The sequence below is a fragment of the Wolbachia endosymbiont (group A) of Hylaeus communis genome, from assembly GCF_947251915.1.
Classification (GTDB): domain Bacteria; phylum Pseudomonadota; class Alphaproteobacteria; order Rickettsiales; family Anaplasmataceae; genus Wolbachia; species Wolbachia pipientis.
This window is the reverse complement of sequence record NZ_OX366396.1, coordinates 1,156,561-1,183,266: the sequence shown is the minus strand read 5'-3', so window position 1 is coordinate 1,183,266 and position 26,706 is coordinate 1,156,561. Positions and strand designations below refer to the sequence as shown.

Genomic DNA, 26,706 nt, shown 5'->3' with positions numbered 1-26,706 from the left:
AATGCTCGTTGTCACACTTTTTTTTGTTTCTATAATAAAATTTAAAGGTGCAGCTTAAACTACCTTTAGAAATTGTGCTTTCATAAAAGCAACTATATACTTTGTTAACCGATATAAACAAAGATGAGTAAAAAAGAAGTGACAATATATACGGATGGGGCGTGTTCTGGTAATCCTGGAGCGGGAGGATGGGCAGCTATCATATTATTTCAAGATTACAGAAAAGACATTTATGGTAGAGAAGAAAATACCACAAACAATAAAATGGAGTTAACAGCGGTGATCAATGGGCTGAAAGTATTGAAATTTTCTTGTAATATTAATTTATATACGGATAGTCTTTATGTTAAGCATGGCATAACAGAATGGATAAATAAGTGGAAAATGAATGGCTGGAAAACAAGTAATAAAAAATCAGTAAAAAATATGGAATTGTGGAAAGAGCTAGACAACGTTGCTTCACAACACGAAATTGATTGGAAGTGGGTTAAAGCACACAGTGGCGATAAGTATAATGAGGAGGCTGATAGTTTAGCAAGAAAAGCAATAATCGATGCTTAAAAAAATTACTATATTATTTTCCGTAGCTTTATTATTCATATTGTGCTTCTTTATTTTTTTTAAGCCTTTAGAAATCAATATTAATTATATTGATTTTTATGTTAAACATAAAATATCAAAAATATTTGTTGGCTCAAGCGTTAATATGGAGAATACCTCAGTTGTTTGGCAGAAAGATGGCAAAGATCCGTATTTAGTCATTACGGATTTGGCAATAGCAAACCCTAATTTTACTATAAAAGTTCCTGAGCTTTTTGTACATTTTAAGTTAAGTTCCTTATTTAAAGCTAGCACAAATCTCTCTCAGGTTTCAGCTGATAATGTGCATGTATGTATCAAGAGAGAAGAAACTAATGTTAATCCGCAAAACTCATTAGACCTTTTGGATAATCATTATTTAAGTAGTAACCGCCTTCCTTCGGTGTCATTCCAGCGCGTGACGCTGGAATCTAGAAAAAAAGAAACAAGTAGTCAAGCTACTTGGATGACAAGGACGAGTGCTGGGATGACAGGAAAAAAAGATACTGGGATGACAGGGAAGAATTTCAAGATGACAGAAAGTAGTGCAAAAAATCTATTAAAAACAATAAGGGAATTTTTTTTTGACTTAAATGCGGATTCAAAAATTGAATTTACTAACATCGCTATTGATAAAAGCACAGAAGATGAATTTTTTATTGATAAATTATATATAGGGAAGGGGGAAGATTTTAATGTTTTAGATATTCATGTGAATACAAAAGATGGAAAGGGATTTTTGGATGATTTATCAATTACGATAAAAAATCGCAACAATTTGCTAAATGTGTACGGGACATTTTATGATCTAAAATTGGGACTATTGAGCAAGTTTTCTACATTAGTTAAAAGCTACAATTTGGACAAAAATATAGGATTCAAAGGAAGCTTCTCAGTGAAAATTAATAAAAAGGATGAAATTGTAGATGGAAATATATACGTATTAAATACAGAAAATTATTTGAACAAAAATTTGGCCTTAACTAATGTAAATATAAATTTAACATATAGTAATGGAATTATTAGTGTAAAAAACTTCCATTTTAAGTTAAATGACACGTATCTCTCTTTAATAGGCAAAATGAACTTTGGTACAAGTCATGCTTTACTTAGAATTAATATTAGTAAGTTTGCTGCAAAGGATTTATGTACTTATATACCAGATAGTGTAGTAAATAGTAAATTTAAAAGCTGGTATTGTGATAATATTGATGGGGATGTTTTAAATACCATTGTAAGTTTCAATGGCAAAATTAACAATTTGGTTGATGACGATCTGTCAGACATTGTAATTGTTGCTGATATAGGAAACGGTAGCGTAAAATTTGATGAAGATTTTGAGCAAGTAAAGGAATTAAAGGGTGATTTGATCATCAAGAATAACGATCTTGAAATTACTGTAAATAGCGCTAAGTTTCAGAATTTCACTGTTAATGGTGGTGATATTGAAATGAAATCTCTAAATAAGGAAGATTCAGTTCTAACCATTAATGGCAAAGCTGTAAGTGATGCGTATGGTTTATATGAGCCTATAAGATTTAAGCTGGATGATGTGGTGAAGGTTGAAAGGGATAAAGTAAGTGGAATGGCAAAATCCGTATTTAATTTTCGCATTTTTAATCTAAATGCTGATGACAAAAAAGTAGACTTCTCAGCAAATTTTCATTCTGAAATTGACAATTTGGCCGTCTATAATGCAAGTCTTGGTAAATATGATATTAAGCTTAGTTTTGGCAGTGACTTTATAGATTTAAATGGTAGTGGTATGGTGAATAACACACAGCTATTATTTGACCTGAAAAGTAGCAATAGGAATGAAAGTTTCGCCTGGAATTTGACCGGAGATTTACCCGCTCAAATACTTAATTTTGATGAAAATATAGGTGGCTATGTCAATACAAATATAGAATCGGTGATAAATCAAGATAAGACGGGGCATGTTAATGGTAATATGGATTTATCAGAGCTTGAATCACGTTCAAGTTATTTAGGATGGAAAAATCGTTTTGAAGATCACAATAAAATTTTGTTTTCTACAAGGTTAAAAGGAGCAGGTGAATTGTTAATAGACAAATTAGATGTTGTAGGAAATGACCTAGATATAAAACTCAGCGGAAGAGTAGAAAATGGAAATTTATATTTAAATTCTAGTAGTTTTAAATTGCCTGATAATGATTTTAGTATAGAAATTGAATCAGGTAAGGAAAAAAATGCCATAACTATTTATGGTGAGGAAATTAACTTAAGTGATATTTTAGGCTTGCTTGGCAAAAACAGTAATGGATTAAACAAAGATATAGAGATTAGTATGAATGTTGACAATGTAATCATGAAAGAAGGCATCGTTATCAAAAATGCTAAGCTGAATGTAACCTGTACTAAAGGTAATTGCGATGGAAGTCAATTTACAGGACAGTTTCTAGAAGATAGCAGCAACATACTAGCGGAATACAGTGGAATAGGGCTCGAAATATATGCGGATAATGCAGGTATACTTTCGCGTTCCTTAGGCATTAGTAAATCAATTAAAAACGGCAAATTGTCTTTTTATATCTCTCCTCAGAGAGAAAGTGGAGAACATTATGGTACGTTATCCATTAGCAATTTCTACATCAAAGATGCTCCACTACTTACTACTTTATTGTCGATGTCTTCATTGCCTGGTATCGTAAATGCCATAAAGAACGAAGGTGTATACTTTTATAAATGTAATGCACCTTTCTCATACAAAGATGGCACTATTGAAATTGAAGAATCTTGGCTTGAAGGGGCAGAGTTAGGTATTAGCACTGGTGGTAAGCTCGATATTAAAGATTATAAATTCCAGGTTGCAGGACAAGTAATACCAGCATATTCAATTAATAAATCTTTGTTAAAAATTCCTATAATTGGAAAACTTCTTACTGGTGGGAAAAGTAGGGGAATCGTTTCAATAGACTATAAAGCAAGTGGTGATGACAAAAACAATAACGTATCTGTTGATCTTATCTCTTCGCTAACTCCAAACCTATTAAAGAGGTTATTGGGAGTGTTTGATCGCATTATGACAAAAACTAACGAAAGTGGCTTAAAAGGTGGTGTGAAAAAGAAATTTGGTTCGATATGACCAAAAGGGAAGTTATTTAACAAAATTATGGACAAAAATGCAAGAATTTCAGAATGATCTACCTGGTTTTTTATTTAGTTGTTTAAGTAATACCACTCCCTTTAACCTCTCTATATTTGCTGAACAACTAAAAAGGGTAGGGGGGTGGTTGTAAATTGTATAGCATTTCTCATAATAGTCCGAACAGGTCATAGGAAGGCAGAATCAACAGCACGACGAAAGGATTCGAATAGAGGAATGTTTTTCCTGGCTCTGTTTTTTATAGCAAACCAATGATGCTCAATTTTGTTGAAATCTGGAGAATAAGGCGGCAGATACAAAATTTCTGCACCAACCCCTTTAGCAAGCTCGATAATCTTATCAGACTTATGAAAAGTAGCATTGTCAAGAATGACAGTCTGTCCAGGTTCCAAGATCGGTGTCAAAAATTGCTCAAACCATCCATTAAAAACATCCATATTACAGTGGCCTTCAAAGGTTAACGGAACAACTATCTTTCTTCCACTTAAGGCTGCAACCATACTGATTCGTTGAGTTTTCTTTCCAGATTTTAAGGCATAAAACCGCTGTCCTTTCTGGCAATATCCGTAGGGGTAGTCTTCGGTGTTATCAATGCCAGACTCATCTATATACACTAAGTTTTTAGGTTCTTTTGTCGCTATAATTTTCAAAAATTCAGCACGTTTTTCTTCGTTTCTTTCCTTGTATCCATATGTCTTTTTTTGCGCGTAAATTCAATTTTTTTAAGGGCTCGATAGATCGTTTGGATACTAACGTTGTTCCAAAGTTTAGCCATTTCCGATAGAGTCTTTCCTCCGTGCTCTCTGGCAAATTTGGCAAAGGTATCCCAGTCGGTAATTTTGTGATTGTAACCCCCATTTCCAAGTTTTTTTGATTGAAAGTCTCCTGTTTCTTTTCTTCTTTGCTGCCACTCCCATAAAGTAGTTCGTCCAATCTTAAATCTTGCTGCCACTGTTTCTCTGCTTTCTCCTTCGTCTAGCGCTTCCATTGCTTTTTTTCTTAAATCATAACTATATGCTGCTGGCATTCAACCTCCTTATCATCATCTACCCTTATCCTATCACATCCGGACTTTTATGGAAAGAGCTATATCTGTTCAGCAGAGTGGCAAAATAAGGTAGACGAGAAAAGACAACTATAGGAACAAATGGGTGTCATGCCAGTGCGTGACACTGGTTTCCATCCAAAAGGGTGTCATTCCAGTGTCAGCTACTTTCATGACATCGTTTACTATGTGCCATATTGTAATGTTCGTACAGTTGTGGAATGAATCGCGGTATGACGTGTTGCTTGGGTCAGCTATAGTATAAATATACTAGGGGTTATAGTTTTCTTATGCTGCCTTTTTGTTATTAGACAACCACAATATAAAGGAGTGAAACGGATGCAAACAGTAGTGCATTTCTGCACCAAACGTATTACCTTTAACGAATAGTAAAATGTGAGATTTTTTGGAACTACCGTGGAGCAATTACTCCACGGTTTCATTCTACTTAGAATCCACCCATGCCACTCATTTCTCCTGCACCCATAGGAGATGAAGCATTTTCTTTGCTTGGTACATCAACTATCATAGATTCAGTAGTAATCAGTACACTCGCAACAGATATCGCTGTTTCAAAAGCAATGCGCACCACTTTTGCTGGATCAATCACACCAGCTGTAAATGCATTAGCGTAATTCATAGCCTCAACGTTATATATAAGCTCTTTATCATTCTGCTTAATCAAATAGTCAATTATAACAGCAGATTCAAGACCAGCATTTTTAACTAACCTTCTAATTGGAGCACTGAGAACTTTCTTGATAATGTTTATGCCTATTTGTTCCTCGTCACTTGCACCTTTTAATTTGTCGAGAACAGATGAAGCATAAAGAAGCGCAACCCCACCACCTGGAACTATACCTTCTTCAATTGCAGCTCTTGTTGCATGCAGCGCATCTTCGACTCTATCTCTACGTTCTTTAACTTCCACTTCAGTTGCTCCACCAACTTTGAGCACAGCAACGCCACCTGATAATTTCGCTAAACGTTCTCTTAGCTTTTCTTTATCATAATCAGAAGTTGAAGTTTCAATTTGAGATTTAATCTGCTCGATTCTAGCTTTCACACTGTCAGAATCGCTATTTTCGCTGACAACTGTGGTATTATCTTTAGTAATTTTAACATTTTTAGCCGTACCAAGATCATCAAGCGTGAGATCTTCCATCTTGATTCCAAGTTCATCTTTTATGACGTACTTAGCACCAGTTAAAGTTGCTATGTCTTCGAGCATCTCCTTTCTTCTGTCACCAAAACCTGGAGCTTTTACTGCAGCAACTTTTAAACCACCACGCAATTTATTGATAACTAAAGTGCTTAATGCTTCACCTTCGATATCCTCTGCAATAATAACCAAAGGTTTACCAGATTTAACAATAGCTTCAAGAATAGGAAGTAAAGGTTGAATAATATTTAATTTTTTCTCTGTAATTAATAGATAAGGATTATCAAGCTCCACGATCATTTTTTCATTATTTGTAATAAAATACGGAGAGAGATAACCGCGATCAAATTGCATGCCAGTAGTCAGCTCAACTTCTAACTCTTTTGAACCTTTACTCTCTTCAACAGTTATTACACCCTCTTTTCCAACTTTTTTCACGGAATCAGCGATACTGTTACCTATATCCTTATCACCATTTGCAGAGATTATTGCAACTTGTGCCACTTCGTCTATTTTCTCTAGAGAAATTGTACGAGACATTGACGCAATTTCCTTTAATATTACATCTTTTGCCTTCTGTATTCCGTTTTTAATACCAACACGATCGTTTCCAGCAGCAATTGACTTTGAAGCTTCCATTATCATGTTGCTAGTTAGTATTGAGCACGTTGTTGTACCATCACCAACTTTATCGTTACATTGAGAACAACTTTGTGCAAAGATGCTTGCTATCGCAGCGTTTAATGGTTTTTCAGGCTTGATACCCTTCATCACCTTATAACCATCTTTTGTAATTTCTGGTGCTCCATAGGGCTTATTAATCCCTACTGTTTTTCCTCTAGGTCCTGCAGTTATTGCTACCGTTGAATCCACTATTGCTGCAACTTCACGAAAGGCTTCTTGCAACTGCTCACCTGATACTACTACATTAGTCATTTTTATCACCTCTTGTTAATAAAAAATTTAGAAAACTATAATAAAATCATTTACAATGCGCTTTGTTTCAGTTTAGTAAAATAAAGACTGCTACTTAATGACAGCAAGTATATCGGACTCTTTCATCACGATAAGCTTCTCATTATTATGTTCTATTTCTGTACCAGCCCATTGGCGATAGAACACTTTATCACCAGCTTTCACAGTTAAAGTTACGCGTTCGCCACTTGAATTGCGTGAACCTTCACCAATTGCTATAACTTCACCTTTAGTAGGTTTCTTTTCAGCACTTGATGGAAGCACAATTCCACCTTGCTTTTCTTCGCTAATAGGCTTGATCAGCACGCTATCATCTAATACATTTAAACTTATACTTGACATTTGTTTTTCCTCATCAACAAATTAACTTATAAGTTTATATATATATACTCGTAAGTTAGATTTCAAGGGCTGGAGCTTGTAAAATATGCACGCCATTATAAAATATGCACGCCAAAAGCAGTTTCTAAAAGAGCCTAATGTTATATAATAAAATTTAGATTTATTTATAGAGATTTCATGAGTTATATACCATTTTTAAGTCGTGGTGTGATAGTGCTATATGGGCCTGACACTAGAGATTTTCTGCAGGGTATTATAACCAATGATATTAATAAGTTGGATAGCCAAAAAGCCATTTACTCTTTATTGCTTAGCCCTCAGGGAAAATATCTATATGATTTTTTTCTTATTGAATATGGTAAATACACCCTCTTGGAGTGCGAAAACATGCACTTGCAGCAAATAATCGAGAAACTGGATTTGCTTAAAACTTATTTGAAAGTGAAAATTAAAGACGTTAGCGCACTATATAAGGTTGGAGTTTTGTTTAATACTAAGTTGGCGGAGTGTAGTAGTGAATCACAAGTTATTTTTCAAGATCCAAGGCACAAGCTGCTAGGAATGAGGATCATACATAAAGATGAAATAAAAGAGCCGGTTGGGGATTTTACTCAGTATGAAAAAGTCAGAATTCAAAATCTCGTTCCAGATGGAGCGAAAGATATGGTGCAGAATTCATCGTTTCCGCTGCAATTTTTAATCGATAAAGTAAACGGTATAAGCTTTAATAAGGGGTGTTATATAGGTCAGGAAGTTGTAAATCGAATGAGCAGACAAGAAATATTCAGAAGAAAACTTTACCTTGTTGAGGGGGATAACGCACTTCCAGATATTGGCACTAAAGTGACAAATGAAAACAATGAGGAAATAGGGGAACTGCGCTCTAGTGTAGACAACGTTGGATTTGCATTGCTTAATACTGGAAAGAGCCATGCAAATTTATATGCAGATGGAGTTAGGTGCGTTAAGACTTTGAAGTCTTAAGGTAGCGCATATAGAAACGAAAAACTTGCTTGACACCCTTTGCCAGCGCCCTTATCATAACAGTGAAGCTATTTCATTTAACTTCGCAATCTGTGCAGATTAAAACGACAAGGACTCCTGATATAATGTTGAACATTTTTTTTCTGCATTTCCTGGAATGTTCAAAAAAGCATACGCGTCAAGTTAAGGAAATAAAGGTATGAAAGAGATAGAATAATAAGGTATAAGTTCTCCCAGATATACTTTTAGTGAGAGAACCAATGAATAAAATAACTTGCTTATCAAAAAAGCTCAAAGAATTTTTTAATGAAAAAGCAGAGAAAATCTCAATTACAACAAGGTTTATAAAAAGAAAGAGAAAGCTAAAAGGTTCATCATTCGTAAAAGCCATGGTCTTGGGTAATATAGGAGTTGATAATTGTAGCGTAGAAACAATGTGTCAATTACTAAACGAGGACTCGATAGATATAACAAAACAAGGTTTGGATTTTAGATTTACTGAAGAAGCAGTGGAATTTATGAAAAGGATGTATAATGAATCTGTGGTTCTCTTTAAAAATATCTTGCAAGTTGATTGCAAAATCTTACAGCAATTTAATAGTGTTAAATTATTGGACAGTAGCTATATTACTCTACCTAACAGTATGGAAGAGATGTATAAAGGTTATGGTACTAGCTACAGTGGCTATGAAAGCAATACTAAGTCTGGAATAAAGTTACAATTAGTTTTCGATTACATGAATCAGATAATAGACCAACTTAATTTAACGGAGGGAATAAGATCAGACCAGGGATATAGGAAACATTTAAGTAATATATCAAGCAATGATTTGCTAATATCTGATCTCGGTTATTTTGTGCCAAGTTCTTTTAAACAAATCAATGAAATAGGAGCTTATTTCATAAGTCGTTATAAATCCGATACCAACGTATATGATGTAGAAACAAATCAAAAAATGGAGTTATTAGAATGTTTAGAGGATAAGTTATTTTTAGAAAACGAGGTATTGTTAGGAAAAGAAGCAAAAATTAGAGTAAGAATTATATGTCAGAAACTAACTGAAGAACAGTCTATAGCCAGAAGAAGGAAAGCTAATAGATTAGCAAGATCGCAGGGATATACATCCTCTAAAAGAAATCAAAAATTGTTGAACTGGTCAATATTTATAACTAATGTTCCAGAAAATAAAATTAGTGCTGAGCAAGTATTAACGATTTACAGAGTAAGGTGGCAAATTGAGTTATTATTTAAATTGTATAAAAGCCATATCAGACTTGATAAGCTAAAAGGAAAGCCATGCAGAGTATTATGTGAACTATATGCTAAATTGTGCGCAATTCTTATATTTCACGGCATAGTTGTTTGCACAGAAGTGAAAAAGAATACAGAACTTAGCTTAACAAAGGCATTTATTGAGCTAAAAAGGCGGGTTAGAGAGTTATTTTTAGTATTAACCAAAATTAATAGTTTAAAAGCATTTCTTAAAAAACTCACTATAACTTGGTCGCGATTTTCATTAAAAGACAAACGTAGAAGGGCTAGAGTATCCACTTTAACCTCTCTAAATTTGCTCACAATCTCTTAACTTGACGCGTATGGTTCAAAAAAGTGTGTCAAACCGAAAAAAAAGTAATAAATTGATATAAAAAAATGGAGGTTTGACAATGAGTCAGAAAGTAGTAAACAGAACTACCGGTTTGGTAGATTACAAAGAACTGGAAGCAAATATACTGTCATCAATAAGGGAAGGCAGACCATTAACAGGAAGGGATGGAGCATTTACACCATTTATAAAAAAGCTGCTGGAGGCAAGTTTGGAAGGTGAAATAGAAAATCACTTATTAGCTGAAAGTGAAGAGAATAATCGAAGAAATGGGAGAAATGGAAAGACTTTACGGACAAGTGCACACTCACTTCTTCTTGATTTTTTGGTTTATCTTGTCTACCTATTTTGTCACTCTGCTGAACAGATACACTCAACTGATGGTTAATACATCTTCTATCAAAAATTGTACAAATTCATTGCCATTCCAGTAATTCACAGAGATTTTACCCAAAACGGCTTTAACATTACCCTGCATGATAGCAGAGCCAAGGTGAGTATTTGCAGAGCGAAATGCAATAGCTCTCACCATAACATTATCATCAGCGATGAAACATTTTATATGGTCAACTCCTATAACTTCAGGCTTTCTTATCTTTGCTCCTTGGATAATAAACCTTGGTTCAGGATTCCCAACTCCAAATGGTCCCAAGCGTTGCAATTGATTCCATAAAGACAAATTTATTGCTTTAGCAGTTACTATACTATCAGCTTTTAAAGTTTTCTCATTTATAGAATTTGAAAATCTTTCAGTAAAAAAATCATGCAAATCATTTATTTTGTCTTCTTTAATTGAAAATCCTGCCGCCATACTATGGCCACCACCTTCAATAATCAAATTTATAAACTTTGCGGAAAGGACTGCAGCACCGATATCAACTCCCAAAATTGATCTACAGCTTGCTTTTCCTATTCCATTATTCAAAGATATCACTACTGTTGGCAAGTGAAACTGCTCCTTTAGCCTTGATGCAATTATACCAATTATTCCCTGGTGCCAGTTGCCGCTTATCATTATAAAATTCGCACCTGATTGGTTAGACTCTTCCGCTTGTGCTGTAGCTTCCAAGAGAGCCTCATTTTCTAACACTTTTCTCCTAAGAAACTCACTCAACTAACTCTTCTTGTTGAACTAATATGTAGCCAAATTCGCTCGCTTTTTTGATCAAATTTTTTACAGTTCTATCTTTATAGCGTGTTTCATAGTATTCCATTCCTTTTTCTACATATTCCTGTCCGTATTTGAGCATACTATAAAATATGCATGCCATTTTTCTTGCAGTAGCTGTTATTGCTCTTGGTGCTCCTAGTCGTTTTTTCAATCTTCTGTAGTATGCACCCAACGCACTTTTACTATTTCCTACAGAATGAGCAGCTATTCGCAAAGCATTTGCAGCACGGTTAATGACTTGCATATCACTTTGTACTGTTTTAATTTTTGCCTAAAGCTTTTAATTCAGCGTGAATTTTAGGGGCTCCATATCTGCATTTAGAATGCTTGATGTATTTTTTGAATATCTGCTAGAAGCCCTTCTTTTGCTAATTCTTTACTGCTTTTTTCCTTAGCAACCCATACCACCAGTACAAAACCCTACATAGTTCCTGTGTTTTATAGCAATTTCTATATAAAAGAATACTTTACTCTTTTTCTTTGCCCAGGGCTTTTTTTAAGATGTCTCTTTCTCTTATTAGCTCTTTTTTTAGATCAAATCTTTCTTTGTCATAAGGAGCCTTTGCCTGGAAATGCGTATGCTCCAGACATTTTTCCATCATATTTTCTTACTTAACATACTGCCATCTATACCTAGATCTTTTGCTATTTTTGTACTTGCTTGACCTGTTTCTTTAACCAGCTTAACAGCTTCTAATTTGAATTCTGCTGTATATTCTCTTCTATTTGTCATATTTTGAAAAAACGTTTTATTTTACTCCAAAAACGTTTTAACTTTCTCTCTACTTTTTCTGGGTAAGGTCACTTACAACTTACTTTTAATTAGTCTAACCCATGCGTGCCAATCCCTCTCACCAAGATTGCTTTCAAAAGATAGGAGATCCTTTACAGCTTTTGAGCAAATTTCTTCACTTGGAATTGATAACTCCTTATTCATTGCTAACGTTAAACATTGAGTTTTGCACGCTTGTTCTAAATGATACGTGTAAAACATTGCTTCTTGTATAGTCCGACCACACGTTATAGATCCATGATTACGCATTAACATGACAAAATTTTCTTTCAGATCAGCTATTAACCTCTTTCCTTCTGTATCGCTAAGTGCTAGGGAATTATAATTATGGTAAGAGATTTTATTGTAAAAGTGCAGTGCCCATTGACTTATAGGAAGCAGCCCATCTTTGAGAGAAGAAACCGCTACAATAGAAGGTGTATGCAAGTGAAAAATTGCTTGAATATCTTTCCTTGCTTGATAAACAAAACCATGAATTATATAGCCAGTTCTATTATATTGATATTCTTTGCCTTCAACTACATCTCCATCAAATGATACTTTCATTAACGAACGTTCATCTACTTCATCAAAACGCATACCAAACGGATAAATATAAAACGACTTTTGATCTTCAGAACGCACTGAAAGGTGAGTATATGTATGATCATCGAACTTAAGGTAGGACAAAATCTGATAGGCATAGACTAGATCCCTTTTTACTCTGCTCTTTGTTAACAACACAATCCTCTGTTAGAATCTTCTGAAGGTTTATACGCGAAAAGAGACTTGTAGTAAACTAATAAGTCTATGCCACTCTGTCTTGCTTTCTGAATACCAAACACTTTTGTGTTGTAGCTTGCTTAAAAATAGTTATCGTTATTATAGAGTTTATATACAGAATTTATGTTTTTAAATTACATAATATCTTAACTACAAAAATAATTTTCTATATAATATTTCATATGTTTTAAAGCTTCATTTTTATGTTATTATAAATGTAAGTTTCAAGATTGAAAATAATATGGTAAATATTAACACAAAAAAACAGCCAGCAGGATTTTTCATATATCTCTCTGGTCTTTCGGGAAGTGGTAAACTTTCCACAGCAATAGAATTATCTAATATGATAGACGCATTAATTGTAAATAGCAAGTTCTATAACAATGTTCAAGCTTGCTCTATATACGATGGTGTCTTTGAACGTGATCCAATACCTAAAGAAGTTCAAGATAGAATATATGGCATTATGCAAATTATGCTTCAGGTAATAGAAAATTATCCGATTCACTCAAAAAATTACATATTTATTGATGAGTTGATGGAAAATAATGACCAGAACATGAGGATGTATGATTCAATAGTAAGGCTTAGTAAAAAAATGGGCACAGAAATCCTTCCTGTAGTACTCAGGTGCGATCTACTGACATTACAAAAGCGTATTGCATTAAAAAGGCAAAGAAAAAATAGGAGGGTGATTAATGTAAATAACGTTATAGAGAAATTGAGGACTAACGATTCATTTATACCACCGAGTGCCATAGAGATAGAAAATTCAAATATGAGTATAAAAGAAGTAGCTCAAGAGATAGTAAACCAGATGCACAAGCTTAGCCAAATTGCGTGTATGCAAAAGAATAATCTATAGCAATTTCATATACTGAGGCTCATTTAAATATAGAGCTTCAACTTCGTTTAATTTTTGCTTGTTCTTCAGTCTATAATGAACTAATAGTCCTGCATGGCTAGCATTTAAATTACAATCCATATGTGTACTGCTTGTAGCGTGACCAGGGTCACATGCTGCAGTTGGACCAGACAGCGGCAATAAATTGAAATCAAATAACTGCGTATAAAACCCTTGAGCATTTTTGATTATAGCTCTGATATTTTTTTTGCTATTTTTACAAAGCAAAGATATTGCATAGGCTTGAACTTCCAGCGCACTAACTCCATATAACGGCTTATTTGTAGCAAGATTTATACCTTGTGCTGCTGATATACCAACTCTAATTCCAGTGAAACTTCCTGGTCCAACTACTACCGCTAAATGATCTATTTTATCATAATTATAGTTGTGCTTATCAAACAAAGTATTCAGAATTTGAAAAAATGATTCTGCATGATTGTTGCTGGCGGAATTGTGCTCTACAAAACAGTTACCATCATAATCAACTATTGCTATTGAACTACCAATACCTACAGTATCAATCGCTAAAATAGACATTACTTAAGCTTATCATAGAGTTTTGTAAACATTATAGCAAAGGCACCATTACCCATAACGTTTGCTGAAGTGATTATTGGATCAAACACTATATACAGTGCTGTGATTAACGAAAGCATTTCTGGAGAAAATTTGAGGTATTTCTCAAGAATAGGTAGCATTACCATAATTCCTCCTGCCGGAACTGCCACGATAGCAAACTTAAATAACAAAAAATAGAGAAGGAAAGTTACATAGTCTGTTGTGCACAATGAATAACCGGAGGCAATTATCATTGATAATATTATAATAAAAAAGCAATCACCTACTAAATGAAAGCTAGCAGTTATTGGCACAACAGACGATGCTATGTCAGGTTGCTTTACATTTTTTTTGCTTCCTTCAAGAGTAAGCGGCATAGTTGCATTACTAGACATTGTGCTCATTGCAGTAATAAATGCCGGTATCATATTGCCTATACTAGCTATCCAGCTTGTGATCTTGAATGAATTTGCTGCTCCATATAAGAGGAAAACATAAAGGTAGGTTGCAGATGCTATAATAATGAAAATTATTGAGTAATCCTTAAATATTATAGATAAAACTTGATCATGCTGCATTTTTAAAGCAAGCCCAAGTACAAATATTGGAATAATCGGCGTCAAAAACGTCTTCAAAATAAAGAGAGTTAAATCTAACATTTTGTTCGAAAGCTCTCTGCTTTTTTTGGGTAGCAGTGTGGACACTACTATGCTGGACACAAATCCACAAGCAAGGGCATAAAAATTAGAAAGCAATGCAGGCAGTCTAAACGACCATAAGGGAACAATTGTTTCTTCATACGTTATATCTTGTATTGAATAAGTGTTTTGTATGATAAAATGCCCAACAGAATAAGCTATTAAACTTGAAGCCAGATTCGATAAGAAGGTCATTATAATAAGTAACAATATGAACTTTATAGCTGACTGCTTAAGATTGTTAACACTGCTAAAGATTAACGCAAAAATAATAAAAGGCATTATAAATAGCAAAACCTCTTTTATACTAAGGCTCGTTGAGTACAAGAAGGTTTTTACTTCCATTGGAACTAAATGACCAAAGAATGCAGCTGAAGTGATGACCGTGAGTAAGATTAATAGTTGTAGCACGTTCTTATATACCAATGTCCTATGGACATATATATGGTAAGTTAGTTGTTAAGTAAAGCAAAACTGTCTAAACTGCACAGCAAATGGTGTAATGAAAGTGGAATGACAAAAAAGAGTGAAATTAGCATTCACTTATTATTCGTGTCATTTTCAGTAAAAGCTTCTTCCCACGTGCCTTGAGTTGCTGCGCGGCTATACTCTGTTACTCTATTTTCAAAGAAATTCGTATGTTCAACGCCATTTAGTATTTCATCAAGCCACGGAATAGGATTATCATTGACATCATATATGGACTCAAGACCTAATTGCATTAACCGTCTGTTTGCTACGTAGCGTATGTAATTGCGCACTTCTTCTACGGATAGTTCTTCAACGTCTCCGAAATCAAAAGCAAGCTTTATGAATTCATCCTCAAGTTCAACGATGGTGCGACATGCAGAATATAATTCCTCTTTAAACTCGTCGTCCCAAATTTCATTATTCTCTTTAATAAATGTATTAAACAACATGATAATTGAATTGGTGTGCAAAGTTTCATCACGGGCTGACCAGGCAATTATTTGTCCCATGCCTTTCATTTTTCCAAAGCGTTGAAAATTGAGCAAAATTGCAAATGATGCGAATAACTGCAACCCCTCGGTAAATGCACCAAACACCGCTAGAGTTTTAGCTACATGTTTTTTATCGTGTTTTTTGCTTTCCTCGAATTCTAACATGTATTCATACTTCTTTCTCATAGCATCATACTTTAAGAATGCTTGATACTCGCTTTCTGGCATGCCAATTGTGTCTAAAAGATAAGAATAAGCTGCAATGTGTATAGTTTCCATATTGGAAAAGCTTGCAAGCATCATGCATATTTCCGTTGGCTTAAATATATTTGAATAATGCCTCATGTAGCAGTTATTTACTTCAATGTCTGCCTGAGTAAAAAATCTAAAGATCTGGGTTAGTAGATTTTTTTCTACACTTGAAAGTTTAGTTTTCCAATCCTTTACGTCATCAGCAAGCGGAACTTCCTCAGGTATCCAATGGATTCTTTGTTGCTGCAGCCACGCATCATACGCCCAAGGGTAATTAAAAGGTTTGTATATTGGATCTGCTTCTAACAATGACATAAGACACCTATTATTTTCTAAAGTAAATATTATATTAAGTGATATTGAGAATCAGTCAATTTAACTTTTTTGAAATTTGACGGCAGATAATTTATTAGTGTATTATAGCTTCAAGTAATTTATCAACAGAAATGCGAGTATTAATATCTTTTATTTTATTATTTACAGTGAGCTGCACTCACACTATTCACAATCACGGAGCTCCTGGCATTAGTGTTGAATTGTGGAGCAAGATAAAAGTAGGTGACGATAAAGAAAAAGTGGTTCACACTTTAGGATCACCAACATTAGTATCAAAGTTCGATGACAATGTTTGGTACTATGTCTCATATAAAATTAAACAAGCCAATTTTTTAGGAAAAAGGAAGTATAGTAGTAAGTCTCTGCAAATTTCATTCGACCAGGACGGTAAAGTTGAAGATACAAAAGAAACTGACATCTTAGAGAGATCTTTGGCTGTTTCTGATTGAAAGTTTGCTCAGATCTTCCTACGTCATACCGCGGTTCATTCCATAACTGTACGAAAATTGCGATTTGGACCTACCAGAAGGGTGTCATGAAAGTAGCTGACACTAGTTCCTTTATGACGGCAGTGCCCAGACTACTTGGATCCAGGAAACTTAATTGCAAGTAATGCATTGGGTTTGGTAAGTATGGGTTTTGCGTTATAGAATGAAGCACTTTTGGTGAATTTGTAAAGAAAACTGGATCCCAGTGGGCTTTGTTGCATCGCTAGCTATGATGGATTAAAGATAAAAAAGATAGGGAATATCAGTAGCTTATTATTCTGGTATTTATAACAAGAACGGTCAATGAATACCTAAATTTGAGTAAAAGAAATTTCACTACCATTTACCAATCCGGCTAAAATTCAAGAATTTCAATGCTTTAGCTATTTTCAATAGAATTAAATTTATTAATATAAATAACAAATTACTATTCTTAAATTTGATCAGATTGATTGCAAAAAAACAAGATTTTCAATAGGTTGCTTATAATCCTAACTATAGTTAGCCTTTCATAAGTAGCGATGCAACAAAGCCATCCCAGTGTCAAGCACTGGGATGACACCATTTGTTGTAAACTCACTTTTACTCTATGGTTATACTACCTTGCTGCTATCCTGAACGGATACAGTGGGCTTATTAAATTATAGAATTACTTTAGCTATAGAATAAAATCTAGTGTTACTTCACGCCAAATGTGGTGGTGCTGAGTAGGCAAGCCGGTCAATGGGCTACATTTATATACTGCACGCATTGCATTATCTGCTATCGACCTGAAAAGTGGATTATTTCGATAGGAATCACTGTCTGCTACATCCGCCATAATTATCTCGCCTTGACTGGATAACAATAAGTTAATTTTTATATTAAAATTTTCTTTGTAAGCTATGCTTTCAGGAATGCTCCAGCATTTTGTGAGCTTTTCTCTTATAGAGTTAATAATTTCTGTTACAACTAATTCATCCTTTTTACTCTCAACGCTTTTTTCGTTTCCTATTTCATTTTTTGCCCCTCTAACATCCCTTCTTAGTTTTTTCTCTACACTTTTTTTTCTTTTTGGAATTGGAATGAATTCTTTACCCTCGTTAATAATGACTTCTTCTTGCATTTCGATAATTTGCCTCGGTTGTGCTACAACAGTGTGCTCAACTATTTCTTTTTTCCTTTGTGGTATAGGAACAGCTAACGTATCATTCGTTTGGGCTTTTGTTGAAGATAACGAAAAAAGCAAAAAACAACATAAAGACAAAAAAAGAATATAATTCGAATAGAAAAAACGCATATGTTAAGCAGCTTGTTTTACTGGTTTAAAGCTAATATTGCACGTAAAGTCAATATATTTTAGTTGATGGACGAGTTTGAAGTCAATAAGGAATCCCTTCAAAGCTGAAGGCAAGCGAAAGATTGTCTTCTCGACAGACAAAGGAATTGTATAATGGATTAAAAGGAACCGTATGACAAAAATTATAGCAAAAGAATATACAGAATTTTTAGAGCAATTGAAGGATCATATTGCAACAAACCGTTATAAAGCAGCACTTGCAGTAAATAGTAAGCTTATTTTGCTTTACCACCATATTGGTACAGAGATCCTAAAACGCCAAAAAGAACATACCTGGGGAGCTAAGGTAATTGATCAATTAAGTAAGGATTTGAGAAGTACATTTCCAGAAATGAAAGGCTTTAGCATGAGAAATCTGAAGTATATGCGTAAGTTTGCCGAAGAATATCCTGATGTTGAATTTGTGCAGGAGCCTCTTGCACAATTAACTTGGTATCACAATATCACTCTTTTGGAAAAAATAGAAAGTCATGAAATAAGATTATTTTATGTAAAAAAAGCTATTGAACATACGTAACATTATGGTTATGCAGATAGAGCTTGGACTACATAAACGTCAAGGGAAATAACTTTAAAGAAAAATTACCATCTCCACAATCCGATCTAGCACATTACACATTAAAAGATCCGTATATTTTTGATTTTTTAAGTATAGGTAAGGATGCTCATGAAAGAGAAGTAGAAAAAGGACTCGTAGGGCATATGGAAAAATTTCTGTTAGAACTCGGTGAAGGATTTGCATTTGTTGGTAGACAATTTCATTTAGATGTTGGTAATAAAGACTTTTATATTGATTTATTATTCTATCATTTAAAGTTACGTTGCTTCGTAGTGATTGAACTAAAAGATAAGGATTTTAAGCAGGAATATGCTGGTAAAATGAATTTTTATCTTTCTGCAGTTGATGATTTACTGAAGCACTCGACAGATCAACCTTCTATAGGGTTAATCTTATGTAAATCTAAAGACGATGTACTTGCTAAATATACACTCCGAGACATGACCAAACCAATAGGTCTTGCAGAATATCAAATCACTGAGAATCTACCAGAAAACATAAAAACAGCTCTGCCAACAATAGAAGAATTAGAAGCTGAATTATCGAAAGTTTCAGATAAGGAAAAGTAATGCTACTAAAATCATTCAAACAATTATTTAGCAAACCAAAAGCTCAGCATGGAGGCTCAGGAAGAAGAGTGGCAGCCAATAACTTACTCTCTCATAGCCTTGAAACTTTGGAAGCAGACAGTGACGGAGTAAGTGATTTTTATGGATTACAAGCTCTAGGTGTACTATCCTATAATATCATACGGTCAATACACTCTAAATGAGATGGAAAGATGAAGGCATCATTATAGCTGCTAAAAAATACGGCGATAAAAACTTAATTCTTTCTCTGTTTACAAAAAGTCATGGAAAGCGCAGGGGATTAACTAAGCTAACAAACAATAGCAATTATAAGTTTCAGATAAGTAATCTATTACATGCAGAATGGAGTGCTAAGTTACCTGAAAATCTAGGTTTTTTTAAGTACGAATTAATCGAATCTCCATTCCATCATTTCTTTCAAGATAGGTTAAAAAGCATTACTATTGTTTCTTTCTCCTCTATTTTAGAAAAAGTGCTTCCAGAAAGTGAACCCTGTGCCATGATGTATGACAATTTTCGATATTTCATCGATGTAATTAAACACAACAATCAGTCTTGGCAAAGCCATTATCTTAACTTAGAGCTTCTGCTTCTTACGCAATTGGGATTCAAGTTAGACTTATCCAAATGCGCTGTAACAGGTGTTAAGGAAAATCTGCAATTTATTTCTCCAAAAACTGGTAGAGCAGTGTCAAAAAAAGTAGGAGATTATTATGCAGATAAACTCCTACCTTTTCCACAAATGTTGCATGATGTATACAATAATACCCTACAAAACAGCTACTCATTCCAAGAATTTCATTTAGGACTGAAAGTCACAGGATATTTTTTAAATAAGTATCTATTTTTGCAGTTAAACGTGAAATTTCCAGAGCTGAGAAACCTCATGTTGTCGCTTTAATCTTAGTTATCATTTTTTTGAAATCATTTCAGAAATCTATAGCTAACCCAAGCAACACGTCATACCGCGATTCATTCGCGGTATCTCAGCATAGATTCCGCTAACGAGTAGTGGAATGACGGTTGTCGGTAAACTTAAGCCACTTTAGCTATAGCCAGTAACCACTCTATTTCTACCACTGTTTTTTGCTTTATATAAATATCTGTCAGCACGTACTATAAATTTTTTAATATCATCAAAGTCAGATCCTTGCATTTCTGCAATTCCAATGCTCACAGTTACATTATGGGTTGTATTTTTATCCGCAAGTACAAAAGGTTCTTTAGCAATAATTTTTCGTATTCTCTCCGCAATAGTATACGCATCTGATACATTGGTATCTGGCATTACAACAACAAACTCCTCACCACCAAACCTAGCTAGTAAATCTGTCACTCTGATATTTTCAGAAATTCTTTTCTGTATTTGCTTTAAAAGTTCATCTCCAGCACTATGCCCAAAACTGTCATTCACTATCTTAAAATAGTCTATATCAAGTATCATAAGAGACAACCTTCTATCCTTTTCCACAGAGTCCTTAACAATGTTTCTTAAGTGTGCATCAAAATATCTTCTATTATAACAGTTAGTTAATGGGTCCTTTATAGACATTTCCGCATTATTAAATAAATTCATTCTCAAGGCATCTTGATATCTTTTGCGTTTTACTTGCGAATTAACCCTTGCTATTAGCTCACCCTCATCCAAAGGTACTGTTAAATAATCATTAGCACCTACATCAAGTGCTTTTACTAAATTGTTTTTATCATAATCCTCAGAAAGAATCAGAATTGGTGTATAACGTGTTTCCACCTTACTACGAAACTCAGAACACAAACGCAAGCCGTCAGTTTTTGAAAATTGCATATCAGAAATGATCAGGTCGTAACCATTCTCAATACCAACCTTCAATGCTTCCATTGGATCACTCAGTATTTTAATTGACCTAAAGCGTTGCTTTAATATATTATATATCTGCTCTGCTTGATGAACATCCTCATCTATAACAAGTATGTTAGCATCAAAAATCTGATTGGAATAATCCATAATACTGTTTCCTGCGACTCCACCAATCTCAGCGTTAGTTTCTCCTCTCAAACGCAATTCATCAATAATCATCTTTAAGCGTGTGAGAGACTTAATTCGTGCAGATAAAGCAGTTTCGTTTATTGGTTTAGTCAGAAAATCATCCGCGCCAGCATTAATACCTTGCACTCTATCATGAGTATCATGCAGCGCAGTTACCATAATTATTGGAATATGGGTTGTCAAGGGATCACTCTTTAGCTCCTTACAAACTTGAAAGCCATTCATCTTTGGCATCATGATATCAAGTAATATAATATCGGGCTGCTGCTTTGCTACTAAATCTATAGCTTCTTCACCATCATGAGCTACGATAACCGTATAGTACTCTGCTTTTAGTCGAGCTTCTAAAAGCTTGACATTAGATAGTACATCATCTACTACCAGAATCTTTGCTGTCATTATCTTTAGATGTATTATCTATATCATAAGTAGGATAAAGCTTACCATTTTTACCAATTATGTAATTTACTTTCTCAGCATTACATTCTTTATATAAGTCTTCAACTCCTGCGTCTTTCAATAACCTCCTAGCTTTTGATTTTATAATCATAAGATACTTATACACATTCCTAATAAGATCAATAAATACAGGCACCTTATTTTTATCAAGAACAATTATGCTCACTAAAGCTACAACTAAAATTTCTGAAAGACCTATATTGAACATTTTCCTATGAAGCAAGTACTTTAATCCTTCTGATTATAAATATTAATTTGCTTAAATCAAGTTTAGAAGCAACCATCTCATCTAAAAAACTATTATAACGTTCTATGTAGTCCTTATCATTACAAGCCCAGGTTTGAACCTTATCTTCAGGGTTATCAGTAGCTTTTATGACTTTAACAGCTAGCTTGTGATGGTAATTGCTTAAATCGTCCAATAAATCATTAACTAAGCTGCGATCCCAATAAGAAGAGCGGCTTTTCATCTTGATGGCAATTGTTCTAATCAGATCGAATCTTAACAGCGACTTTAACTCAAAGTATATTTTACCAGCATCAAGAATGGACAAAGATGTCTGTTCAGCAACAGATATAATGTCCAGTGCATAAGCAAGAACGCATAGATCAGCAACTTTTTTTGCTAGATCTTTATTTATATTAAGTTCTACTAAAGAAGTTGATCCATGGCTATAGATCTTTAATAGGTGTTCATCTAAAACATCAGTTAAGTTCTGGCCTAAAGTTTCAATTGCATCTTTAAATTTTGTAACATCATCCAATTCTACAAAGCTAAGCTTGCCAAGATTTTTCACTAGCCAAAATGATACTCTGCCAATAAATTTCTGCACGTTCCTCACTATTTGTAAGTATGAGTTAACATCAATTTTTCCATCCAATTCATCAATTTTCTGCCACAGGCTGTTTAAATCATACAGGTGGTTAACAACAATATATATGTTAACTGCTTCGTGTACCTTAATTCCAGTATTCTCAACTAAATTATTAATAAATATACAGCCCATTCTATTCACTACATCATTTGCAATGCAAGTAGAGATAATTTCTCTACGAAGTTGGTGTTTTAATATGAAATCCTTAAACTTTGTTACCATCTTTTTAGGAAAATAACCTAGCAAGTAGTCATGAGATATAAGATCTTTTTCAGACAGATCGGAATGTATAATTTCATTTTTTATTGCTGTTCTAGCATAAGACATTAGAACAGAGAGCTGAGGAGAACTGAAACCTTCTGCACCAGTTAACATCCTTGCTATCTCTTCTTCAGTTGGAAGAAATTCTACGCTTCGGTTTAACAGCCCAGATTTTTCTAAACTGAGCAGTAACCTGTGGTGCTGCTCCAATCTCTCTTTAGCTTGCAAACACTCAAGAAGTAATGCTTTTGTTTCAATTTTGTTGTGGTTCTCAAGCACTTTGGATGCAACTTCATCCACCATACTTGCCAGTATTTCATTCCTTTTTTCTAAAGAAATACCCCCTGCTTTCATAGCTGAAACAAATGCAATCTTAATGTTAACTTCAAGGTCCGAACATATCACTCCGGCTGAATTATCAACAAAGTCTGCATTGATATATCCACCTTTTTCAGCATATTCTATTCTTCCAAACTGTGTACAACCAAGATTTCCACCCTCTATAAACATAGAAGCTCTAATATCTTTACCATTCACTCTTAACTCATCGTTTGCTTTGTCACCGACCATGCTATGATTTTCACTCTTTGCCTTAACAAACGTGCCGATTCCTCCATTCCATATGAAGTCCACTTTTGCTTTCAATAGATATCTAATCAAATCACTTGGAGGTAGCATATCTTCTGTTATATCAAAGCACTTTTTTATTTCTTGAGAAATGTTTACTTGCTTACTGCTACGCTCAAATACTCCTCCACCCTTAGAAATCAAATCTTTATTATAATCCATCCAAGTTGAAAATGGTAACTCAAAGAGACGTTTACGCTCTGTGAAACTCTTTTTTGCATCAGGGTTTGGGTCAACAAAAATATGCATATGGTTAAATGCGCCGATTAAATGTATATTTTTTGAAAGCAGCATACCATTTCCAAATAAGTCGCCAGCCATATCCCCAATTCCAATAACAGTTGCATCCTGGTAAATATCCTTATTCATTTTCCAAAAATGCCTCTGTGCTGCAATCCATGCACCTCTGGCTGTAATACCCATTTTTTTGTGATCATAACCTGCTGATCCACCAGATGCAAATGCATCGCCAAGCCAAAAATTGTATTCAGAGGCTATCTGGTTGGCATAATCAGAAAATGAAGCAGTGCCTTTATCTGCTGCAACTACCAAGTATGGATCGTCTTCATCATACCTAATCACATTCTCTGGTGGAATTATTTCACCATCAACCACGTTATCAGTAATATCAAGCATTCCTCTAATAAAACTCTTATAGCACTCAACACTTTTCTCTCTTAAAATATTCTTATCTTTATAAGCTTGCTTTATTACAAATCCACCCTTTGCACCAACAGGGACAATAACCGCATTTTTTGTCATCTGAGCTTTCATGAGCCCCAAAACTTCAGTGCGAAAATCTTCAGTCCTATCCGACCACCTTAAGCCACCACGGGCTAATTTCCCTCCTCTTAGATGTATTCCCTCAAAAAGGTTTGAATAAATATACAATTCGCGATACGGACGAGGATCAGGCAAACCATTTATTTTACTTGAGTCAAATTTTGTAGATAAATATGGTTTATCGTCTTGATAATAACTGGTCCTTAAAATAGCCATTATCAAGTTAAATATCGAGCGCAAAACGTAATCATGTGAAACATTGCTGATCTCTTTTAGAAGTTCCTCAATTTTTTCTCTGACAATGTCCGTAGTTTCTGCTCTATCAATGTCTATGTTAGGATCAAATCTTGCATGAAATAGTTGTATCAAATACTTTACTACTTTTGGATACTCTGAGACTACCTTTTGGATATATTCTGGGTTGTAGTTAAATGACGTCTGCTTTAGGTAAGCACTTAACGCTCTAACCAGAAGCACTTCTTTCCACTTGAGCCCAGCAATAATGATCAAACTATTGAAATAGTCATTTTTAATTTCCTTGCTAAACACTTTCGCAAGTGTTATTTCAAATTGCTCTTTTAGAGTAATGTTGTCTATTAATTCATCGACTCTTGACAACACAAAATGGTGTATCCATATTCCACCGTTAATTTCTATGTAATAGCCATTATGAGATAGAATTTTAGCTCCCAAATTCTTAGTGATCCTTAATATCTTCGATAATTCAAGGCCTCCATTGTTTGGAGTATAAACCTTTAATTGATAATTAAGATTATCACGAGTAAGTCTTAAATCGACCTCGCTAACTCCTTTCTTCCTCACTATCTCCAATTTTTTCATATCGTAATATGCGTCATGAGGTTCGAAACTCTCTTGATAGCTTATTGGAAATGCCTTGCAATAACGGATGAATATATCCTCAACAGTGCTAAAAGTATTGTATAAATTGTCTATAAAACGATCTTCCCACTTTTCTGTAATGTTTCTTAATTTGTTTTCGATACGCAAAACTTCATCATCAAGAACGCTAGCATTTTTGGTCTTTAGCACTACATGCAATTTCATCAAATCATATTCATTGATAATGTGATTGTTATAAATATCTGAACTTCCTGCACTTGTCTCATCCTTCAATATGTCACGTATCTTGAACATTAGCCTAGCGCTAGCATAACGCATCGGTATCAGCACTATGCAACTAATAAAATCCCCGACTCTTCTTAAAAATAATCTGACCCTTGGCCTAATCGCAAGAGACATGATCGAAATGCAAATTTTAAATAATTCGTCTTCATTTGATTGGAATAATTCATCACAAGAGAACACTTGCAAAATAGAAATCAAAGCTTTATTGTTGTGGCCCCCGGTTACAAATCCTGCATTTTTTTCTATAACTTTAACTTTATCTTTTATTATTGGAATAGTTCGAATATCTTGGACCTCCGCTACAGAAGTAAATAGCCCGAAAAAACGCCGTTCCTTTACTACATTACCCTGGTCATCAAATTCTTTTACTCCTATACAATTCATGTATGTACGCCGATGGACTATTGAGATTAGATCTGATCTCAATATGTATAGGGAATCAAGGTTTGCAGAAGGAATCAACGTACTTTGACCTACTCTCATCAGGCCAAGGTCCTTTTTGCCATCACAGACGAGTTTTTCATCTTTACCAGCAATATATTCTTGATAACCTAGAAATACAAAATTATTATTCTTTAACCAAACTAGAAAATCTTTTTGCTCTTGATTTCGGTCTGGTGTCATTCCAGTGCGTGACACTGGAATCCACGTGTCCTTTTCCTGGATCCCAGTATCAAGTACTGGGATGACAGAAAGACTTGCCTCATCAAGTTTCTTAAGCATTAAGTGCCAATCTTTCACAACACAATTAACTGCTTTCAGCGTTTTTTGTAGAGATTCTTTTAATGTATCAACAAAACTGTCACTTATACCTTTGATAATTACATATATAACTGACTCTTTTATTCCATTACTTTCTTCCAAAGGGTAAATCTCATCTATTAGGCCATCTTTTCTTTTAATGTTAATTATGCTGTTGCTGTAATAGCATATGGTTAAATCGTGCGACTTAATAGTTGTAATAACGGAGTCAACCAAAAATGGCATATCATCGTTTGTTATCTTAATCGTGGTAAAATCGCCTTCTATTCCTGGTATATCATCTATATTGCTTACTACTAACTTACTTTCATCTTTCTCTTTTTGAGAAACAAAATTGTAAGCATCGTTTACAATATATAGCAAAAACTTATCATTTGCTTTTAGGTTGCTTTTATAAACAAAACTATAAAAATACTTAATAAATTTTTTAATTTTTTCTTTATCTTGCTGATTTTCTTGATCAGCTAACTTAAATAAAGACTCAGTGTCAACATTATGATCTATACACATTTTTTTTAACAAAAATACACA

The 26,706-nt window shown here is 34.2% G+C and carries 18 protein-coding genes and 5 pseudogenes; 9 read left to right on the top strand and 14 right to left on the bottom strand.

Features of this window, described 5'->3' with window-relative positions:
* Positions 1-123 precede the first annotated feature (123 nt).
* Entirely contained in the window at positions 124-561 is a 438-nt protein-coding gene (gene rnhA / locus OPR52_RS05825; protein WP_151807582.1) for a ribonuclease HI, read from the top strand.
* Positions 554-3,685 (top strand): DUF3971 domain-containing protein, encoded by a 3,132-nt coding sequence (locus OPR52_RS05820; RefSeq protein ID WP_265037993.1) that lies wholly within the window; start codon positions 554-556, stop codon positions 3,683-3,685. The genes rnhA and OPR52_RS05820 overlap by 8 nt, the downstream gene beginning before the upstream one ends.
* Before the next feature lie 188 nt (positions 3,686-3,873).
* Here OPR52_RS05820 and OPR52_RS05815 read toward each other — a convergent pair.
* The 3 genes from OPR52_RS05815 to OPR52_RS05805 all read right to left on the bottom strand — a co-directional run bounded on the left by OPR52_RS05815 (position 3,874) and on the right by OPR52_RS05805 (position 7,221).
* A protein-coding gene (locus OPR52_RS05815; RefSeq protein ID WP_265037751.1) for an IS630 family transposase occupies positions 3,874-4,733 on the bottom strand; the annotation gives its coding sequence in 2 pieces (ribosomal slippage) (positions 3,874-4,409 and positions 4,409-4,733; 861 coding nt in all).
* 466 nt (positions 4,734-5,199) lie between these two features.
* A complete protein-coding gene (gene groL, locus OPR52_RS05810; protein ID WP_264723435.1) occupies positions 5,200-6,849 on the bottom strand; it encodes a chaperonin GroEL in 1,650 nt (549 codons plus the stop codon).
* A 90-nt stretch (positions 6,850-6,939) separates the two neighbouring features.
* Positions 6,940-7,221, bottom strand: a complete 282-nt coding sequence (locus OPR52_RS05805) for a co-chaperone GroES (protein ID WP_173862895.1) — start codon at positions 7,219-7,221, stop codon at positions 6,940-6,942.
* Between the two features lie 186 nt (positions 7,222-7,407).
* Between OPR52_RS05805 and ygfZ the strand changes: the two genes are divergently transcribed.
* The 3 genes and pseudogenes from ygfZ to OPR52_RS05790 all read left to right on the top strand — a co-directional run.
* A complete protein-coding gene (gene ygfZ / locus OPR52_RS05800; protein WP_264723436.1) occupies positions 7,408-8,214 on the top strand; it encodes a CAF17-like 4Fe-4S cluster assembly/insertion protein YgfZ in 807 nt (268 codons plus the stop codon).
* Between the two features lie 260 nt (positions 8,215-8,474).
* Entirely contained in the window at positions 8,475-9,800 is a 1,326-nt protein-coding gene (locus OPR52_RS05795; protein WP_265037763.1) for an IS4 family transposase, read from the top strand.
* Between the two features lie 79 nt (positions 9,801-9,879).
* Positions 9,880-10,137 (top strand): annotated as a pseudogene (locus OPR52_RS05790) (IS256 family transposase); the annotation flags it as partial.
* Between the two features lie 54 nt (positions 10,138-10,191).
* Here OPR52_RS05790 and OPR52_RS05785 read toward each other — a convergent pair.
* The 4 genes and pseudogenes from OPR52_RS05785 to OPR52_RS05765 form a co-directional block, all read right to left on the bottom strand.
* Positions 10,192-10,914 (bottom strand): annotated as a pseudogene (locus OPR52_RS05785) (DHHA1 domain-containing protein); the annotation flags it as partial.
* Between the two features lie 10 nt (positions 10,915-10,924).
* Positions 10,925-11,230: pseudogene (locus OPR52_RS05780) on the bottom strand (IS110 family transposase); the annotation flags it as partial.
* 22 nt (positions 11,231-11,252) lie between these two features.
* Positions 11,253-11,722: pseudogene (locus OPR52_RS07910) on the bottom strand (IS3 family transposase); the annotation flags it as partial.
* A gap of 72 nt (positions 11,723-11,794) precedes the next feature.
* A complete protein-coding gene (locus OPR52_RS05765; RefSeq protein WP_065094941.1) occupies positions 11,795-12,505 on the bottom strand; it encodes a class II aldolase/adducin family protein in 711 nt (236 codons plus the stop codon).
* A 280-nt stretch (positions 12,506-12,785) separates the two neighbouring features.
* On the opposite strand from OPR52_RS05765, the gene OPR52_RS05760 reads away from it, so the two are divergent.
* Positions 12,786-13,409, top strand: coding sequence for an ATP-binding protein (locus OPR52_RS05760; RefSeq protein ID WP_015588891.1), 624 nt, complete (start codon positions 12,786-12,788; stop codon positions 13,407-13,409).
* On the opposite strand, the gene tsaB is transcribed toward OPR52_RS05760, so the two are convergent.
* From tsaB to OPR52_RS05745, 3 genes are all read right to left on the bottom strand, one after another.
* Positions 13,404-13,988: a tRNA (adenosine(37)-N6)-threonylcarbamoyltransferase complex dimerization subunit type 1 TsaB gene (gene tsaB / locus OPR52_RS05755; protein WP_264723341.1), complete on the bottom strand. Its 585-nt coding sequence runs from the start codon at positions 13,986-13,988 to the stop codon at positions 13,404-13,406. The two genes, OPR52_RS05760 and tsaB, sit on opposite strands and share 6 nt — an antisense overlap.
* The gene (locus tag OPR52_RS05750; RefSeq protein WP_265038482.1) at positions 13,988-15,118 is read right to left on the bottom strand and encodes a dicarboxylate/amino acid:cation symporter; all 1,131 of its coding nucleotides are present in this window, start codon (positions 15,116-15,118) and stop codon (positions 13,988-13,990) included. The genes tsaB and OPR52_RS05750 overlap by 1 nt, the downstream gene beginning before the upstream one ends.
* A gap of 128 nt (positions 15,119-15,246) precedes the next feature.
* The gene (locus OPR52_RS05745; protein ID WP_265037990.1) at positions 15,247-16,236 is read right to left on the bottom strand and encodes a ribonucleotide-diphosphate reductase subunit beta; all 990 of its coding nucleotides are present in this window, start codon (positions 16,234-16,236) and stop codon (positions 15,247-15,249) included.
* Positions 16,237-16,367: 131 nt separating this feature from the next.
* On the opposite strand from OPR52_RS05745, the gene OPR52_RS05740 reads away from it, so the two are divergent.
* Positions 16,368-16,706 carry an outer membrane protein assembly factor BamE gene (locus tag OPR52_RS05740; protein ID WP_006279908.1) on the top strand — a complete coding sequence of 113 codons (339 nt, stop codon included), beginning with the start codon at positions 16,368-16,370 and terminating at the stop codon, positions 16,704-16,706.
* A 697-nt stretch (positions 16,707-17,403) separates the two neighbouring features.
* Here the strand turns inward: OPR52_RS05740 and OPR52_RS05735 are convergent.
* Positions 17,404-18,024 (bottom strand): hypothetical protein, encoded by a 621-nt coding sequence (locus OPR52_RS05735; protein WP_006280120.1) that lies wholly within the window; start codon positions 18,022-18,024, stop codon positions 17,404-17,406.
* Positions 18,025-18,196: 172 nt separating this feature from the next.
* On the opposite strand from OPR52_RS05735, the pseudogene OPR52_RS07725 reads away from it, so the two are divergent.
* Both OPR52_RS07725 and recO read left to right on the top strand, forming a co-directional pair.
* A pseudogene (locus OPR52_RS07725) lies at positions 18,197-19,212 on the top strand (PDDEXK nuclease domain-containing protein).
* 199 nt (positions 19,213-19,411) lie between these two features.
* Complete coding sequence (recO, locus tag OPR52_RS05720) at positions 19,412-20,134, top strand: DNA repair protein RecO (RefSeq protein ID WP_265037987.1); 723 nt, start codon at positions 19,412-19,414, stop codon at positions 20,132-20,134.
* A 144-nt stretch (positions 20,135-20,278) separates the two neighbouring features.
* Here recO and OPR52_RS05715 read toward each other — a convergent pair whose 3' ends face one another.
* The 3 genes from OPR52_RS05715 to OPR52_RS05705 are packed head-to-tail and all read right to left on the bottom strand — an operon-like array spanning position 20,279 to position 26,685.
* Entirely contained in the window at positions 20,279-21,661 is a 1,383-nt protein-coding gene (locus OPR52_RS05715; RefSeq protein WP_077188565.1) for a PleD family two-component system response regulator, read from the bottom strand.
* Positions 21,633-21,929, bottom strand: a complete 297-nt coding sequence (gene tatB, locus OPR52_RS05710; protein WP_038250226.1) for a Sec-independent protein translocase subunit TatB — start codon at positions 21,927-21,929, stop codon at positions 21,633-21,635. The genes OPR52_RS05715 and tatB overlap by 29 nt, the downstream gene beginning before the upstream one ends.
* 4 nt (positions 21,930-21,933) lie before the next feature.
* A complete protein-coding gene (locus OPR52_RS05705) occupies positions 21,934-26,685 on the bottom strand; it encodes an NAD-glutamate dehydrogenase (RefSeq protein WP_265038481.1) in 4,752 nt (1,583 codons plus the stop codon).
* Between the last annotated feature and the right edge of the window lie 21 nt (positions 26,686-26,706).